This is a genomic window from Peribacillus frigoritolerans, from assembly GCF_040250305.1.
Lineage (GTDB): Bacteria > Bacillota > Bacilli > Bacillales > DSM-1321 > Peribacillus.
Genome location: NZ_CP158190.1, coordinates 3,749,721 through 3,766,314, shown reverse-complemented (window position 1 = coordinate 3,766,314; position 16,594 = coordinate 3,749,721). Strand labels below are relative to the sequence as shown.

At 36.3% G+C, this 16,594-nt stretch carries 16 protein-coding genes; 8 read left to right on the top strand and 8 right to left on the bottom strand.

All coding sequences use genetic code 11. The annotated features are described in order from the left end of the window. Nucleotides 1-251: 251 nt before the first annotated feature. From ABOA58_RS18440 to ABOA58_RS18405, 8 genes are all read right to left on the bottom strand, one after another. Nucleotides 252-719, bottom strand: a complete 468-nt coding sequence (locus ABOA58_RS18440; RefSeq protein ID WP_350299509.1) for a hypothetical protein — start codon at nucleotides 717-719, stop codon at nucleotides 252-254. Continuing rightward, complete coding sequence (locus tag ABOA58_RS18435; protein WP_350299508.1) at nucleotides 716-1,228, bottom strand: terminase small subunit; 513 nt, start codon at nucleotides 1,226-1,228, stop codon at nucleotides 716-718. Before ABOA58_RS18435 ends, ABOA58_RS18440 begins: the two co-directional genes overlap by 4 nt. Before the next feature lie 56 nt (nucleotides 1,229-1,284). Next, nucleotides 1,285-1,431 carry a hypothetical protein gene (locus ABOA58_RS18430; RefSeq protein WP_350299507.1) on the bottom strand — a complete coding sequence of 49 codons (147 nt, stop codon included), beginning with the start codon at nucleotides 1,429-1,431 and terminating at the stop codon, nucleotides 1,285-1,287. Between the two features lie 5 nt (nucleotides 1,432-1,436). Continuing rightward, on the bottom strand, nucleotides 1,437-2,132 hold the full coding sequence (locus ABOA58_RS18425; protein WP_350299506.1) for a hypothetical protein: 696 nt from the start codon (nucleotides 2,130-2,132) through the stop codon (nucleotides 1,437-1,439). Between the two features lie 723 nt (nucleotides 2,133-2,855). Continuing rightward, nucleotides 2,856-3,194 carry a hypothetical protein gene (locus ABOA58_RS18420; RefSeq protein ID WP_350299505.1) on the bottom strand — a complete coding sequence of 113 codons (339 nt, stop codon included), beginning with the start codon at nucleotides 3,192-3,194 and terminating at the stop codon, nucleotides 2,856-2,858. Between the two features lie 1,151 nt (nucleotides 3,195-4,345). Then, complete coding sequence (locus ABOA58_RS18415; RefSeq protein WP_350299504.1) at nucleotides 4,346-6,046, bottom strand: P-loop NTPase fold protein; 1,701 nt, start codon at nucleotides 6,044-6,046, stop codon at nucleotides 4,346-4,348. A 22-nt stretch (nucleotides 6,047-6,068) separates the two neighbouring features. Then, on the bottom strand, nucleotides 6,069-6,905 hold the full coding sequence (locus ABOA58_RS18410) for a hypothetical protein (RefSeq protein ID WP_350299503.1): 837 nt from the start codon (nucleotides 6,903-6,905) through the stop codon (nucleotides 6,069-6,071). A 910-nt stretch (nucleotides 6,906-7,815) separates the two neighbouring features. Further along, a complete protein-coding gene (locus ABOA58_RS18405; RefSeq protein WP_350299502.1) occupies nucleotides 7,816-9,405 on the bottom strand; it encodes a recombinase family protein in 1,590 nt (529 codons plus the stop codon). 107 nt (nucleotides 9,406-9,512) lie between these two features. On the opposite strand from ABOA58_RS18405, the gene yqfC reads away from it, so the two are divergent. The 8 genes from yqfC to era all read left to right on the top strand — a co-directional run bounded on the left by yqfC (nucleotide 9,513) and on the right by era (nucleotide 16,519). Further along, nucleotides 9,513-9,797, top strand: coding sequence for a sporulation protein YqfC (gene yqfC, locus ABOA58_RS18400; RefSeq protein WP_034308511.1), 285 nt, complete (start codon nucleotides 9,513-9,515; stop codon nucleotides 9,795-9,797). 15 nt (nucleotides 9,798-9,812) lie between these two features. Continuing rightward, nucleotides 9,813-11,000 (top strand): sporulation protein YqfD, encoded by a 1,188-nt coding sequence (gene yqfD, locus ABOA58_RS18395; RefSeq protein ID WP_350299501.1) that lies wholly within the window; start codon nucleotides 9,813-9,815, stop codon nucleotides 10,998-11,000. A gap of 3 nt (nucleotides 11,001-11,003) precedes the next feature. Next, a complete protein-coding gene (locus ABOA58_RS18390; RefSeq protein WP_034308506.1) occupies nucleotides 11,004-11,966 on the top strand; it encodes a PhoH family protein in 963 nt (320 codons plus the stop codon). A 190-nt stretch (nucleotides 11,967-12,156) separates the two neighbouring features. After that, nucleotides 12,157-14,331 (top strand): HD family phosphohydrolase, encoded by a 2,175-nt coding sequence (locus ABOA58_RS18385; protein WP_350299500.1) that lies wholly within the window; start codon nucleotides 12,157-12,159, stop codon nucleotides 14,329-14,331. Beyond that, on the top strand, nucleotides 14,328-14,804 hold the full coding sequence (ybeY, locus tag ABOA58_RS18380; protein ID WP_350299499.1) for an rRNA maturation RNase YbeY: 477 nt from the start codon (nucleotides 14,328-14,330) through the stop codon (nucleotides 14,802-14,804). Before ABOA58_RS18385 ends, ybeY begins: the two co-directional genes overlap by 4 nt. Next, nucleotides 14,782-15,159 (top strand): diacylglycerol kinase family protein, encoded by a 378-nt coding sequence (locus ABOA58_RS18375; RefSeq protein ID WP_089361538.1) that lies wholly within the window; start codon nucleotides 14,782-14,784, stop codon nucleotides 15,157-15,159. The genes ybeY and ABOA58_RS18375 overlap by 23 nt, the downstream gene beginning before the upstream one ends. Nucleotides 15,160-15,198: 39 nt before the next feature. Next, nucleotides 15,199-15,597: a cytidine deaminase gene (locus ABOA58_RS18370; protein ID WP_350299498.1), complete on the top strand. Its 399-nt coding sequence runs from the start codon at nucleotides 15,199-15,201 to the stop codon at nucleotides 15,595-15,597. Beyond that, a complete protein-coding gene (gene era, locus ABOA58_RS18365) occupies nucleotides 15,590-16,519 on the top strand; it encodes a GTPase Era (protein WP_101222597.1) in 930 nt (309 codons plus the stop codon). The genes ABOA58_RS18370 and era overlap by 8 nt, the downstream gene beginning before the upstream one ends. Nucleotides 16,520-16,594: the final 75 nt, after the last annotated feature.

Genomic DNA, 16,594 nt, shown 5'->3' with positions numbered 1-16,594 from the left:
AAAGCTTTACTAAGTTCATTGTTTCTATAACATGATTTCTATACTCTATAAACATTTCACGTTCAGCTTCTGTTTTAGCACTATGCACAAGCTTATTAGCATTACTTCTTGAAGCTAATAAAGAACCTTGTATAAGGTGTCTCTCTTACAAGACTTAGAATACAACAGATTATATTAGATTACATTAGGTTATTACTGGTAAGTATTTTAGACAAAAAAACCCCTAATCCAATTAAGGGAAAGGGGTTTTGTTATTCATTCCAGTTAATATCTAAGTCAACACTAATCCAATCTTCTGCAACATCTACACCGTATGGCTTAACATTAACGGTTGCTGTCCATAGGTCTGTATCTTGCCAAGTATTATCTTTAAAGGCTTCAGTTACTATTTCAACATCAATGCTAGTTACAACAAAGTATTCACCTTTAATTCTAAGTAGCTTTCCTTCTGGATACCGTTTAGAAAGTTCTTTCCATGATGGAACAGTAGGTAAGCTTATCCTTGAATCAGAACCTAGTTTAACCTTCCCTTGAAGCTTGTTAGTATTGAAATACCATTCAGCTATAGAAGTTATACTGATACCGTTAAAATCACCAATAACCATATTATCATCTATTTCTTCATCTTCGGTAGGGTTGTAATGATGTAAGTCAATTTCATGAATCAGATTACCTTCATCATCTTTATACTTGCTTATGAAATATCCTTCACTGTTCAATTTAAATCACCCGTATCAATTTCTTCAAACTCTGCATCAATAGGAGGTGCAATCTTCTTAGTAGCCATATCTATTGTTGTAAGGTCATTTACATTAGGTTTAGGTCTATCATAGTCTGATGTAATATCAATACGCTGTACAAGCTGTCCAGTAGCTTTTAGATACAGTTCAACGGCTTGCTTCTTAGAAATAGTATTGGGGATTGTCTTTTCAATCTTACCTGATTTAAAGTTTATTACTTCTTCTGTAATAGTTCCCCTAGCTATACCCGTTAGAATCTGCATTGCTTCATCAAAGGTTAGAATAGATTCTGCAATACCTGCTTCACCTAACACATTTAAATATTCTTGAATATGCGGTTTCTTCAACCATTTATTTAAAGTAGGTCTGCTAATATTAATCTGTCTAGCCGTTTCTGATGTGTTTCTCATATTTGCTACATAAGCATGACAAAACTTCATTTCTATTTCAGATAGTTTTAAATCTACCCTGTTGTGTTCTACCTTCATGATTTATTCATTCCTTTTCTGTTTATAAATAAAAAAAAGAGGGCAACCAATTAAGGCTACCCAAGTTGTGCATAAAACTCTTCTAGGCGTTTTTCCATCTTCTCTTCTGTCTTCTTTAGTTTAACTGTTAAAAGTATTGTTTTAACGATATTGTAAATAGCTAATAGATAAACTACTGCAACAACTATTTCTAGTTTATCCATTTCAATTATTCCCCGTTTAATTCTTTAGTGATAGTTTCAATCTTATTTTCTGCTTCTCTCAAATCGTTATTCATAACACCCGTTTCATAGGATGTCTTAGTTGCTTGATATGTTGTTAAACGGGCTGTATGGGCTTCTGTAGCTTTACTATACTCACTTAGCACCTTAGAGGAATCTTCCGTGCTTAAACCCTCTAGGCTAGGCTTCTGTGGTGTATCAGCTAGAATAGACCATTCATCAAACTTAATACCATCACTGACCATTACATCAACATGAAAGTCATTCATTTCAGGTTTATATACCTCGTGTTTTAAGCGTGTATATAACTTCTTATTTTCTGTCATTAGTTGGGAACGTTCCCCGTAATCCAATTCACCAAAACTTTTGATAGGTTCAACCTTTACCACATTAGCCATATTATCAGTGGCAACTCTCATAGGTACACCATTAACAACTTTTAGTATACTTACTTCTCGGTGCTGTGGATTACCTAACATCATTTTTGTAATGTTTTCTTGTAAGAATTGTTTATGTGCTTGTGCCGTTTCCTTCTCGGCTACCTTGCTATCGAACCACCGTTCCGCTTCAGCTTCAATCCGTTTATGAATTGCAGAATGTTTATATGCATTGTTCGCCTGAAGTTGTTTAGATAATTGTTGCACCTGCTGTTGTAATTTAATCATTTCATTTGCTTTTGTCATTTTAATTTATCCTCTTTTCTATATTGTTTATATTCTATTAAATATTTCTACACCCTCCGAAGAAGGTGCAGTATAGCCAATAGAATTAAATCTATCGGGTAAGGTTAAGTACTAGACTTACGTGTCTATGGTTTCCGTCTAGTACATTTTTAAATTGAATGTCCCCACAACAATCAATTAATCAAGGTTGTTGTATAAAGCTTTTAACCTCTTCAAAACAATTGGAGGGTTCTTTGTATCAAACAGAAATCAATTACAGCTAACACATAAGAAAATGTTTCACGCCATTCTCTATAACCATAAAGACCTTTTAACGAGGATATCCATCTCGTATTCAAAACTACTTTAGAAAGTACCTAATTGTTCGCTTTAGAAGAATTCAATGATTCCCCTCAATTAGGTACTTTTAAAATAGTTTGGGGTGACTAGTCCCGTTTAGGAATAAATTAATGGATGCCTTACATGTTGAAGATGTTTCTGCCTTAGAATGCAAAATAAACAACTACTAAATTAAAGGAGGTGTACCTCTTTTCCTCTCTCTTGTCGGCTTATTGCCGGATATTTTAGGAAAGTATTTCTACCTTCATTGAAACCACTACAGGAAAATAGGAGTAAACCTGTAATGATTTCTAGAAAGAGAAAGGGAGGGTATAAAAATGACTTAGGACTAAGCACTTGCTAATGCTAGAAGCTTTTATACCGTCATCTTCAGGACGGGGTTACCTAGCTACCGTATCTAAGTAAACCTGTTTCATACTTGAATAAATCATATGACCTAACATTTTTATCAATTTCTTCAATATGCTTTGCATTGTGTAAACGGTTAGACATTTGAACCATAAGTTTATTGTAACTACTCATGCATCCAACATTGTTCATCGCTGCTTTGTCAAACCAAGGCATATCTTTTTCAAAGAGGATATTGTATGAAGAGGGATGCATATTAGGAGAACGGGGATTATCAGGGGCAGTATTTTCTTTTAACACTTTTTCAGCATATAACGGGAATGATTCATGTAATTCCAATTCAATCTTTACCTTTCCATAGGATACGACTCTCATTATTTTCAACTCCTTAGTTTAATGTTTTATTTTATTTGTTCTCTTACTATATAAATAAAGTCTGTTTGTAGGTTTGGGACAACAATCTAAAACTTTTTTAAATTATTTTTTAAAAAATATGTTTTACCTCTAATACTTCAATATCTTTTAAATACATGTCCTGTTCAAACTCCCATAAAGTTAGGAAAATGGGACATATCGTATAATGTTTTATCTAGTAACGGCTATATCTATTTAATAGTTATATTTAGAAGGTCAAAAGACTGGCGAAGCCAATGTTTTAATCTCTTAATCTCTTTTATTAATCAACCGTTTGTTAACATCTATATGTATTACTAAACGGTGAATTCTTTAAGTTAGAAGAGACAAATATCCTACTAGTAAATTGACATCCACGAAGTAAAAGTAATATAGTCAATTCCTCAATTACTAACTGTTCTTCAACAGCCTTCTCCAATATTTATTTGTGAGTTAATTCTCAACAGGGTAAATATTAAAATCCCCAACATGGACAAATTGCCCATCTAGTAAACTTTATGCATCGGGCTTACTAGTACCCTTGTAGTTATTTGATAAAGGAGTTAACTTTCAGCTTCAAAGTTCTCCGTAATATTAAGTTGTAATTTATTTGTTCTCTTACTATATAAATAAAGTCTGATTGTCAGGGATGGGACAATTAAGCAGCATGTAATTATTGGTAATTAAATTTAAGTATTTATTAAGGGTCTTTTTAATCCCTATACTAATTAAACAAGTGTGACCGTAAGCTATGGGACATTGAATCGTAAAATAATTTAAAAATAAAAAATCCCCACCGTTATTGGCAGGGCAGGGCAGTTATTACTTATTCTTTCTTTCTAAAGGCTTTACCGTTTTCTCTTCTATTTCATATATCTATCACTTATAACGGGTATTCCTTTATAGATTCATAATCAATCAATAATCAATTAAAAGCTTTAGCTTTTCATCTCTAATATATTAAGTCTTTTTATATTAAGTATTATTAATTAAGTCTTATTCGGGTATGAAAATCGTACCTCAGCATAAAAAAAGAAGGTTATCCTCAAGAACTGGACAACCAACTTCTAATCAATCTCTAATCTTAGCCTTTTTGGAAATAAAAAAGAGGACTTTAGTAATGTCCTCGTTAGTTATCTATTAAATAAAGTTTTTAACCTATGTTGAAGTAATTTATCATCTTGAACTACGTCTAAACCGTTAATGTAATTTTTAAAATCATCATAATAATTTTTTAATTCCCATCGTCTGTCAAAATCTTTTATAAGTTTATTAATTTGGTGACACCATGTCCAAAGGTCTTCGGAAATTCTCCCAGAAGGTATAGGGAAAAAGAATTGATTGTCACTTAAATTTTTTATAAAGCTATCTCTAAACTTTTCATCAACAATTGAATTAATTACAACATTGAGTTGTCTTAAGTAAGAAACGTTGTAAGAACCATCAACATAACTATTTTTGATTTGTATTATCAACTGTTCATAATACTCAAATTTTAATGCTTTATTTAAAGAATTGATAATATTTCTTGCTTCACCGCTTTCTACACCTATAGAATCTAATTCATTATGAAAAAGACCTGTATCTAAGTCGATACTATTTGAAATATTTTTGTTTGCCAAAGATATGATTTCATCTCCACTTAATCCAAAATCAATGGACAATACCTCACACCATGCAAATGCGGTAGAAATATTTCTTACAATTTCATCTATTTTTTCAGTTCCGTTTAGATTTCTTAAGTACTCTTTTGTATTGTCAATTACGTTAAGAATCTCCTGTTCTGAAGAATAGAAGTTTTTTGGTTTCTCCTCATAATTGTTAATTGAAGAAATTAAATTAAATAAGGTTTCTTTTGGGAAAGTGCCTGTGTCATACCACTTTATAATATGATGAAATACAGTTTTACTTTGAGTATTATCTAAAGAATTTTTTAAAATATGGTTACATAAATACTCAATAACTCCAGCATCGCTACTTTTATAATAAGTATTTTTGAAGTCACTTGCATCTCCTTCAGTATCTAATAATTTCATCTCACTTTTATGTTCAACTTTAAAGAAAATAGTAGCAAAACACATTCGGCATACATCATCTTTAGTAAATTTTTCGGTAAATTTATCTTCTCCAATAACTTTAATTACTTCTTTAATAAATAGGTCAGTTTTTTTAAATGTCCTCAAATTTTTAAATTTAAAGTCATCAGAATACTTACCTATTACATTCCACACCTGTTCACCCAGGATTTTTACAGGTGCTTCATCTGCGTATTCATCTATTGTAAATGACTTATCGATAGCTTTCTCTTTATAATCTTTAAATGTTCTTTCATCTTCCCCTTTTAGTTGGTCTGTAGCAGCAATAAGTACAGTTTTTATCTTTTCTATTTTAGCAAGTCCATCAATTAAACCTAATACTTCTTTGATATTAAGTGATTCATGCTTTCTTTCTAAATCATCTAAGATAATAATGTATGTGTTTTTCTTATTTAATTCTTTGTACAAGGTTTTATGTAAGTTTTCTATTAGTGGAACGGAGATAGAAAAGCCGTAAAAACGAACGTTGATATTATTAAGTTTTTCTCTCCACACACTAAAGTGTTTTTTTAACTTCCCTTTTGGTACGCTATCAACAATTTGAAAATATATTTCTTGAATTATACTCTCAATATCTTTTTTTCCAAACAGTGATACATAACAAGCATCTATATATGCATCTTTAAAATCTTCAACATATTTAGTCTTTCCAATTCCCCAAGTACCGTCTATCAACCCCTTTTGATAACTGGAATCTTTAAACTGATTTAGTACGGTAACAATTTCATTTGCTTTCATTAAGTAACCTCACAATCCCAACTTAAACTGATGAATTATTAACATATACATTTGATATAGGTAACATGCTTGGTTCTCCATTATATCCCAAATATAAAAGCTGTTTAAATTTCATCCCCAACAAATTTTCATATTTAATTTCTATGATACTGTGAAATGGAGAAGCATTATTTTCAAATGATAATAACAAATTAAGCCTATTTACATCTTCGTTTACTCCTAACGAAAAGTCTGTGAAAATCCCCCAAGGTTCATTTTTAGTGATACCGTTATCAATATATGTAAAATTAGAATACTTAACTTTTTCATAAAAATCATCGATATTTCTTTTTGAGATTTCATCTAATTTTGAGATTCCATCAACACTGTCAAGTTGATACCAAAATAATTGAACATTTACCGCAGGTCCCAAACCGATATTTAAAAAACTTAATTTTGCAGAAGGGAAATACGTTTGGCTTTCTGACCATCCATGATTTATTAAAATACCAGTGTTGTCTCTTTCAACTGTCCTATAATAGGTTCTTAATTTCTCTCTTTCATTATTTTCATCAACAGAAGGGCTTACAGTAATAATTGGCTTATATTGATGTTGAATTAAATCGTTATTAATTTTATTAAGTCTATTATTTTGAATGTAAGCTACACCCCCTAATGCAAGAGTTCCGAGAAATGCCATAAATGTTACAGAGTAATCAATTAATTCACCTGCTGTCCACTTTGTTATAAACACCGTGGAAATTGTAGGTAGTTTATATAATATATGAACGATTAAAAGCGGTAAAAGATAAAAAGTTAATAATAGTATTAAGACTGATTTTATTTTATTATTTTGTACCCATTCGTTAATCCCTTTCAATACCTTACCTCCTGATAATTTTGTCATCACTGTAAAGTATAACAAATAAGGTATTTTCTGTAACGTGATAAATTGGAACAAGTTATCGCCAAGTTTATTTTTAAAGATGAAAAAAATTGACCTGCCAGTTTAGTTTGATATTTATTATAAGGATTAACACCCAAACCAGAATTCGTCCAAATTTTAGAACACCCCTACTGGTCAACTTTAATTGATATTATTTAAACATCAGTGACGGTTGATTCACATTAATGATTTAATTACAAGTGTTAGGATATTACATTAAGTGTAATGATTAGTGTTAATGGTTATTGATACAGCTATCTATAAATCATTACATATCTATGATGTTAAAACTAATCATTTAGTATAAGGCGATAGTAGTAGGTACTAATAATATAACTGTTCCTATTGTTCCTAATCATATAGCCGTACAATGTAGTGGTAGCAATAGGTTGGGCAAATGTTAGGGGTAATTTAGTGCGTAGTGTTTGGGTGGGAATAAGGGTGGTATAAATAGGTGGGGGAAATGGTAGGGGAAAGTTGTGCCTATTTCTGTGGGGAAATTGCCTAAAAAGGGTGTGGAAAAGGTGTACTAATAATGGTAGGGAAAAGGGGTGGTATAAAAGGGTAGGGTAATTGCTGTAGAAAAAGGTGGGGGTAATTGCTGTAAAAAGTCAAGGGTAATTTATGGTGGGGAAAACGGTATACTTAATTATAATGATTACAATGTAGCTTAGATTGACAACTAAAATCAATCAATTTCTGTTACTCTACTTCATACAAAGGTTGAGATAACAGGCTTTCTATAACGCTTACCGTTAATTCTTTCATTTTACAAACTTATCTAATTGTAAGGATTTTTTACACCTAGCTTTACAAATCGGTAAACATAGAAAAACACCTAATTTTATTTAGGTGCAATTGTTACTTCTATTATATTGTAGTCAACTTCTGGATTACCCATTGCATCAGAACCTATAATCTTTTCATCATGTTTCTGGTAGTAAATCTTATCAATCAGAACTTTAAGCATTCGGTTAGCTTCTATTGTATTAGCACGTGTTGTTACTTCATCCGTTAAACTAGGGTTATCTTTAACCATTTCCTTAACCTTATGGATTAACTTCAGCTTCTCTGCATAGCCTTCGGCAACATCTTTAGTATCTAGGTTAACCAATTGCCTTTCTAAATCGCTTGTAGACCTCTTCAGCAACATCAGTTCTTCTTCAGTAGCCGTTTTATCAGCTAAATATTCTTCTTTTGTAAAAACTTCATCAAGGTAAGCGGAACGTATCTTAGTTAGTTTCCTGTTTAGTTTGTCCTGTTGTTCCTGTAGTTGCTTCAATTGCTTTTGTAGTACTTCCTTAGAATCTTCCATAGGTGTTGCTAAAGCCTTTTCCCATTGTTCCGTAAAGTATCTTTCTGTGAATTCAAACTGATTATAGAACTCTTCTAATAGTCGGGATTCTGTTGCACCTTTATTACCACATGGGCAAGCTTTTAGATATACAACATCCTGCTGTTTAGAATCTTTCCTGAATCCCATCTTGCTACCACATCTATTGCAATACACTAAATCCTTCAATATAGATAGGCATTCACCTCTACTACGGTTACGCTTAACCAAACCTTCAGCACCACCCGATAAACGTCCAGCTACTGCTTCCTGTGCCTTCTCGAAGGTATCTGTATCAATTATTGCTTCATGTGCATTAACTGTAGAAATAACATCTACAACATTCTTCCGTTTATCCTTAATTTGCATCTGAACTTCACCTACATAAACCCTATTCTTCAGAATCGTATTGACCATACTAATACTAAAAGGTTTGCCTGTATGATATTTTCCCTTACTGGTTGTGTAACTTCTTGTAGTGTAGCCCGCTAACTTATCTATAATCGTAGGAATACCATTTCCTGCAATTGCATAAGTAAATATCATCCGTACTACATCAGCTTCAGTAGGGTTAATTTCAAGGTGTTTATAGTTAGGGCTAGTATTATCTTCATTTCTTTTATAACCAAAGGGGGCTACACCTTGTGCCCACTGACCTCTAGCTATATGTTCCCGTTTACCAGACCTTTGACGTTTAGTGATTAGCCTTAATTCTTGGCTAGATACAACGTTCTGAATATCAAATAACAACCTATCGTCACTATTTAAATCATACGTCTTTTCAGGCGTTATAACAGGTATATCAGCATCAGCAATAACTTTAGCTACCATTTGTGCATATAGTGTATCCCTACTGATACGGTCAATACTTACGACAAACACTGCATCTAATTTATCAGCTTCAACATCTGCTAACATTTCTAATAAGGCGGTACGGTTAGCAATATTAGAAGCACCTGATTTAACTTCTTCATATATTTGATAGGTATAGCCATGTTCCTTCATATACCGTTCGGCTATGGTTCTATGTGAAAGCAATGTATCAGCGTTTTCTGTACTCTCTCGACTAATCCTCAATAAGATTCCTACGTGCTTTATCATAATGTTCCCCCTTGAAGAATATTATTACCTAAAGGCTGTGTTATCACACTTTCATCAAGCTATCTATAAAATAATACATACATTGAGATGAAAGGGGGTTCTTTTTTATGGCACGCAATTGGGGAAAAAAAGTGAAACAGCTTATGACCAAAACAATGGACCTTCCGCAAGATGTCATGATGGACCTGCCGCGAATTACAATGATTGGACAATTACATATTTATATTGAAAACCATCGTGGCTTATTGGCTTTTACAGACAGCGAAGTGCGATTGATGCTGAAAAATGGGCAGTTGCTGATAAAGGGAAATGCCTTTGTCATAAAGACGATTTTGCCGGAAGAAATCATGCTCGAAGGCAAAATTGATAAGGTTTATTTTATCAATGAATGATCCCGGGAGGTCTCCATGAAAAACCAATGGACAAACTATTATACAGGCTATGTAAAGGTGAAGGCTTATGGCAAAGGTGCAGAACGGCTGATCAATATGCTGACGAGAAGGGGGCTTCATATCTGGGAAGTGAAGCGTGTCGGAAGTGAATCCCTGATTTTCCATATGGATATCAGGGATATCCCAAAACTCCGTCAGGTCATGCGTAAGAGCGATTGTAAAGTAAAGTTCATGCAGGGAAAGGGTTTCCCTTTCCTATTGAAGAGAGTCATGAAAAACAGCGGGTTTTTAGCGGGGATGATCGCTTTCCTGCTTTGCATATTCGTACTTTCCAATATGGTATGGGGCATCGAGGTTCAAGATGCCAAACCGGCAACCGAGCATGCCATCCGGAAAGAATTGGACAAGATGGGCGTGAAAATCGGTAAAGTGCAATTCTTTGTTGATGATGTGGATACGATTCAGCGTAAGCTGTCGGACCGGATTGGTGCATTGACATGGGTAGGGGTAGAGCTGAAGGGAACGACTTACCATTTTCGGGTTGTAGAAAAACGGCAGCCTAAAGAGGTCGAGAAGACATCTCCACAGAATTTGGTAGCTTCTAAAAAAGCGATCATCACTGATATGTTCGTTGAAAAAGGACAATCTATTGTTAATGTGAATGATTATGTAGGAAAGGGACAGCTTCTTGTTTCAGGATTGATTGGAAAAGAGGATAAACAGGAAATTGTATCCGCACAGGGAGTAATAAAAGGGAAAACGTGGTATAAAGCGAAAGTGGAAGTTCCGTTAAAAACCAAGTTTTCTGTTTTTAACGGAGATGAAACGAGCAGGCACTTTTTAAAAATGGGGGGCTTTTCCCTTCCGGTATGGGGTTTCAAGGATCCGGGATATGAAAAACAGGAAAAAGAAACGACAATGAGGCCGTTTCACTTTCTTCAATGGGAACTGCCCATTTCCTATAAACAAGTGACGTTAAGGAGCAAGGAAGATATTGTACGAAGTTATACGGAGAAAGAAGCGGTGGAGGAAGGCAGGAAAATGGCTAAAGCTGAATTGAAAAAGCATTTAGACGAGGAAGATGAAATCGTCGAAGAAAAAATTTTGCACGAAAGCATGGAGAATGGTAAAGTTAAATTATCTATACATTACCAAGTTATTGAAGATATAGCGATTGGACAACCAATCATTCAAGGAGACTAACGAATGGCAGATGATGTGAAAGTAATTAAGCTGGAAATAGAATCACCTAATGAAGCGATCGCTTTATTGGGCAATGGAGATTCAAATGTAAAAGTGCTCGAAGAGGAGCTAGGCATTTCCGTCATAACCCGAGGTGAAGCGGTGAGTGTTGCCGGTGATATCGAGCGGGTAACGATGGGGGAGGAAATCCTCAAGGCATTATTGACAGTGGTCAGAAAAGGAATTGCAATCAGTTCCAGAGATGTGCTTTATGCAATTGAATTGGCAAGAAAAGGCACATTGGAGTATTTCGGTGAATTATATGATGAGGAAATCGCAAAAACGGCTAAGGGGAAATCCATTAAAGTCAAAACAATCGGGCAGAGATACTATATCCAGGCAATAAAGAAACAGGACCTTGTATTTGGAATTGGGCCTGCCGGAACCGGGAAGACCTATCTTGCTGTAGTGATGGCCATCAATGCGTTGAAAAATGGACATGTTAAACGGATTATCCTGACACGGCCTGCGGTCGAAGCAGGGGAAAGCCTTGGTTTTCTGCCTGGTGATTTGAAGGAAAAGGTAGATCCATATCTACGTCCGCTGTATGACGCTCTCCATGACCTTCTAGGGATGGAACAGACACAAAGGATGATAGAACGTGGAACGATCGAAATAGCTCCTCTGGCTTATATGAGGGGCCGTACGCTTGAAGATGCCTTTGTCATATTGGATGAAGCCCAGAATACGACGGAAGCGCAAATGAAGATGTTCTTGACCAGGCTTGGTTTCGGATCGAAAATGGTCATTACGGGAGATCGGACCCAAATTGACCTTCCAAAAGGCATGAAGTCAGGTCTTGTCAGGGTAGAAGAGATCTTGAAGAATGTTAAAGGTCTATCCTTTGTTTATTTTGAACAAAGTGATGTTGTAAGACATCCGCTTGTCGCCAAAATCATTACTGCTTACGAGCAGGCGAAGTCATAAGAAGAAATCCGCCATTTCAATCGGCGGATTTTTCGTGATGTGTCTAAATGACAAACTTTATCGTGAAAAAGTGGATATGGAATGAAAGAAGCTTTACATTTATTAATACGAAGGTGAAAATTCACATAAAAACTGTTATGATTTTACATATCTAGAATAATAAACATCATTTTTATTAGGAGGACCTTCCTTGAATCGTATCCAGAAATTTTTCACTCAAATAAAAGGGCTGTTGGTCCATCGTTTTTTTCAAGTGTTATTGTTCATCATACTTGGTTTGTTTGCTTATGTGTTAATGTTCTCCAATGTTAAACCTGAAAGGGTCCAGGTAGAGCTGTTTAAGCCTGCAGAACAAACGATCCGTTCAACCAAGACTGTGGAAGATACCTATAAGACGGAACAGGAAAAAGAAGAGATTTCAAAACAGGTGGCGGATGTATATTCTTTAAAAAAAGAATATGCCAAAAATAAAGTCGATCTGATTTCATCCATTTTCGATTCAGCGATAGAGGTGAATCAAGAAACGGACCCCGATGAAAATCATAAAGAAGATGAGGAAAAGGAGGATAAAAAAGAGACCGTAAAGACGGATGCTCAAAAAGTTTCCATATTAAAAGAAAAATTGACCGATGAAGTGAATAAAAATATCGAGGAATCCGTTTTCCTTGCATTAGTGCAGGCTGATGAAGATGAGTTGAAAATAGCGAAGGATTCAACCATTACAGCAGTGAATAATGTGATGAGCTCCCGAATCGCTGCAAGTGACGTCGAAAATGCCAAGAAAAAGGTTGTAGAGGAATTGGGTTATATGAGCATTAGCGGCGATATGAAAAAAGCCTCCACTTCCCTTGCGCGTACGGCAATCATTCAGAATGTATTTTTCGATAAGGACAAAACCGAGGAACAGCGTAGGAAAGCGGTTGAAAGCGTGGAGCCGATCAGGATCCTTCAAGGTCAGATCATCGTTGAAGAAAATCAATTAGTGGACAGGGATGTATATAGGCAGCTTGAACTGGCGGGCTTCTTAAATACGGAGTCTACCATTTACCCGTATATCGGCCTGCTGTTATTCATATTCCTGACTTTTGCCGCTTTTTATTACTTTTTCTACTATTCCATTTCCAAAAAGGATAACAAGTACAATCAGTTATTGATTTTCAGTCTTGTCTTCATCCTTTCAATGGCTACCATGAAAACAGTCAGCATTCTCGCAGACCTGAAAAACTCGAACTTGGAATACATTTTCCCGGGTGCCATGGCGGCGATGCTCATCAAGATTTTATTGAATGATAAGCTAGCGGTAGCAATGATCATATTGTTAGGTTCGTATGGTACGATTATATTCAATGGTGATACACCTGGAAATCTGGATTTCTCGATGGGGCTTTATATCATATTTGGGGGATTGACGGCAATCATCATTCTATCGAGGCCCAATTTCAAATCAAAGGTGCTGGTAGCGGGGCTGCTATTGGCTTTAATCAATATGGCATTTGTTTTTTCGCTCATCTTTATTATGGACAGCCATTATACTAGAATGGAGTACTTGTATTATGCTGCTGCTGCGATGGGTTCTGGAGTGGGTGCAGCCGTTTTGACTATGGGCCTGTTGCCGTTTTTCGAGGCTGGTTTCGGGATCTTATCATCAATTAAGCTTATCGAGCTCGCGAATCCCAATCATCCTTTACTTCGGAGGATCTTGATTGAGGCTCCGGGGACATATCATCATAGCGTGATGGTGGCCAATTTGGCGGAATCGGCTTGTGAAGCCATCGGCTCGAATGGATTGCTGGCAAGGGTCGGCAGTTATTATCATGATATCGGTAAAACGAAGCGGCCGCATTTCTTCATCGAAAATCAGATGAATGAAGAGAATCCGCATGATCGGCTGCAGCCGGAAACGAGCAGGGATATCATCATTGCCCACGCCGTAGACGGCGGGGAGATGCTTCGCAGTAACAAATTTCCGAAAGAGATTGTGGATATTGCAGAGCAGCATCATGGGACCACTTTATTGAAATTTTTCTACCACAAGGCAAAAAAACTAGATGAGTCCACACTCGAAGCGGACTACCGTTATCCCGGGCCGAGGGCAGTAATGAAGGAAGTAGCCGTCATCGGCATAGCCGATAGTGTGGAAGCTGCAGTGAGATCGATGAAGCACCCAACTCCGGAGAAGATTGAAGAACTGGTAAGTTTCATCATTCAGGACAGGATCTCTGATGGTCAATTTGATGAATGTGACATTACTATGAGAGAATTGAGTATCGTGAAGCATTCTTTATGTGAATCGCTTAATGGTATCTTCCACTCCAGGATTGAATATCCGGAGTCGGATAAATTAGGACAGAAGGTGAAAGAATGATTTTAGCTATCGATTTAATGGATGAAACGAATGAAGTAACGGAGGAAGCTCAGCACCTTGTTGAAAGCATTCTGCAATTTGCGGCAAGAAAAGAAAACATTGAAAAAGACACCGAGCTGTCTGTTACATTTGTTGACAATGATAGGATTCGGGAAATCAATAAAGAATATCGTCACAAAGATTCAGCTACAGATGTCATTTCTTTTGCGCTTGAAGAAATGGGAGAAGATGAAGTGAAAATTATCGGGGCCGAAATGCCCCGCATGCTAGGGGATATCATCATTTCCATTGAACGCACAAAAGAACAGGCTGAAGAATATGGTCATTCATTTGACCGGGAACTTGGATTTTTGGCACTGCATGGATTTCTTCATTTATTAGGATTTGACCACATGAATGAAGAAGATGAAAAAGTGATGTTCACAAAACAAAAGGAGATCTTGGAAGAATATGGACTTTCAAGAGAAGGGTAAAAAAAGGTATCCTTTATTAAAAAGTTTCTCTTTTGCCTGTCAGGGAATTTTGGAGGCTGTTCGGACTGAACGCAATATCAAGATTCACTTCGCGTTAACGGCAATCGTCGTATTCTTTGGTTGGTACTTCTCATTGAATGGGATGGAGTGGCTTTTCATTTTGGCGGCCATAGCCGGTACGATTACGTTGGAGCTCGTTAATTCAGCGATTGAAAGGGTAGTGGACCTGGTAACGGATCAAATCCATCCGCTTGCCAAGCAGGCAAAAGATATTGCAGCCGGAGCTGTATTCATATATGCTATATTTTCTATAATAGTTGGATTGATTATCTTTTTGCCCAAGTTTGGCCTGTAGATTGCCGAAATGGTACTCAATTTGAAAGGAAGATGTGAATTGAATACAAAAGAATTGATTGAGGAAGCTAAAAAAGCAAGGGATAAAGCTTATGTGCCTTACTCCAAATTTAAGGTGGGGGCAGCCCTTTTAACCGCTGATGGAAAGGTCTATCATGGTTGTAATATAGAAAATGCTGCATACAGCATGTGTAATTGCGCAGAAAGGACAGCTTTATTCAGCGCTTATGCCCATGACGATAAAAAATTCGCTAAACTTGCAGTTGTTGCAGATACCGATGGTCCCGTTGCTCCATGCGGGGCATGCAGGCAGGTTATTTCAGAGCTGTGCGAAAAGGATATGCCGGTTGTTTTGACCAACTTAAATGGGGATATAAAAGAACTAACAGTACAGGAATTGCTTCCAGGAGCTTTTTCACCGGAGGATTTGAATGGATAAATTATTTAATGATACACAAGTAAAAGACTACAAATCAGGTTTCATTTCGATTATTGGACGACCTAATGTTGGGAAGAGTACATTTCTGAATCGGGTCATCGGTCAAAAAATCGCCATTATGAGCGATAAACCGCAAACTACAAGAAATAAGGTCCAAGGTGTACTTACGCAAAACGATTCACAAATGATTTTCATCGATACACCCGGCATTCATAAACCAAAGCATAAGCTTGGTGATTTTATGATGAAAGTGGCCACGAATACATTGAAGGAAGTCGATTTGATTCTCTTCATGATCAATGCGACTGAAGGATACGGACGCGGTGACGAGTTTATCATTGAAAAACTTCAATCCGTAAAAACGCCTGTTTTTCTGGTTGTAAACAAAATCGATGCGATGCATCCGGATGATTTACTTCCGATCATTGAAAAATACCAACAGCTTTACCCATTTGCGGCAGTTGTTCCGATTTCTGCGCTTGAAGGAAATAACGTTGATACATTGCTTGAGCAAATCAAGGAACATCTGCCTGAAGGTCCCCAGTTTTATCCTGCTGACCAAGTGACCGACCACCCGGAACGTTTTATCATTTCCGAATTGGTCCGCGAGAAGGTGCTGCACCTGACACGGGAAGAAATTCCGCATTCGGTGGCTGTTGTCATCGATTCAATCAAAAAAATGGATAACAGCGACACCATTAATGTCATGGCGACGATCGTTGTCGAACGTGATTCACAAAAAGGCATTGTCATCGGAAAGCAAGGGAAGATGCTTAAAGAAGTCGGCAGCCGTGCCAGAGTGGATATCGAAAACTTATTGGGCTCGAAAGTTTTCCTGGAACTGTGGGTAAAGGTGCAGAAGGATTGGCGTAACAAAGCAAGCCAGCTTCGCGATTATGGCTTCAATGAAAGCGAGTATTAATTAACAAAATTTACGCGTCATGAAAGTTTGGAAAACGGTCAAGCTAATCATATGGTCGGATATTCATATTGCTAG

What these genes read in the sequence shown, in the direction of transcription:
- ABOA58_RS18375 (WP_089361538.1), top strand. Translation starts at nt 14,782, where the DNA reads ATGGACTTTCAAGAGAAGGGTAAAAAAAGGTATCCTTTATTAAAAAGT.
- ABOA58_RS18425 (WP_350299506.1), bottom strand. Translation starts at nt 2,132, where the DNA reads ATGACAAAAGCAAATGAAATGATTAAATTACAACAGCAGGTGCAACAA.
- yqfC (WP_034308511.1), top strand. Translation starts at nt 9,513, where the DNA reads ATGGCACGCAATTGGGGAAAAAAAGTGAAACAGCTTATGACCAAAACA.
- ABOA58_RS18435 (WP_350299508.1), bottom strand. Translation starts at nt 1,228, where the DNA reads ATGAAGGTAGAACACAACAGGGTAGATTTAAAACTATCTGAAATAGAA.
- ABOA58_RS18415 (WP_350299504.1), bottom strand. Translation starts at nt 6,046, where the DNA reads ATGAAAGCAAATGAAATTGTTACCGTACTAAATCAGTTTAAAGATTCC.
- ABOA58_RS18430 (WP_350299507.1), bottom strand. Translation starts at nt 1,431, where the DNA reads ATGGATAAACTAGAAATAGTTGTTGCAGTAGTTTATCTATTAGCTATT.
- ABOA58_RS18405 (WP_350299502.1), bottom strand. Translation starts at nt 9,405, where the DNA reads ATGATAAAGCACGTAGGAATCTTATTGAGGATTAGTCGAGAGAGTACA.
- yqfD (WP_350299501.1), top strand. Translation starts at nt 9,813, where the DNA reads ATGAAAAACCAATGGACAAACTATTATACAGGCTATGTAAAGGTGAAG.
- era (WP_101222597.1), top strand. Translation starts at nt 15,590, where the DNA reads ATGGATAAATTATTTAATGATACACAAGTAAAAGACTACAAATCAGGT.
- ABOA58_RS18390 (WP_034308506.1), top strand. Translation starts at nt 11,004, where the DNA reads ATGGCAGATGATGTGAAAGTAATTAAGCTGGAAATAGAATCACCTAAT.
- ybeY (WP_350299499.1), top strand. Translation starts at nt 14,328, where the DNA reads ATGATTTTAGCTATCGATTTAATGGATGAAACGAATGAAGTAACGGAG.
- ABOA58_RS18420 (WP_350299505.1), bottom strand. Translation starts at nt 3,194, where the DNA reads ATGAGAGTCGTATCCTATGGAAAGGTAAAGATTGAATTGGAATTACAT.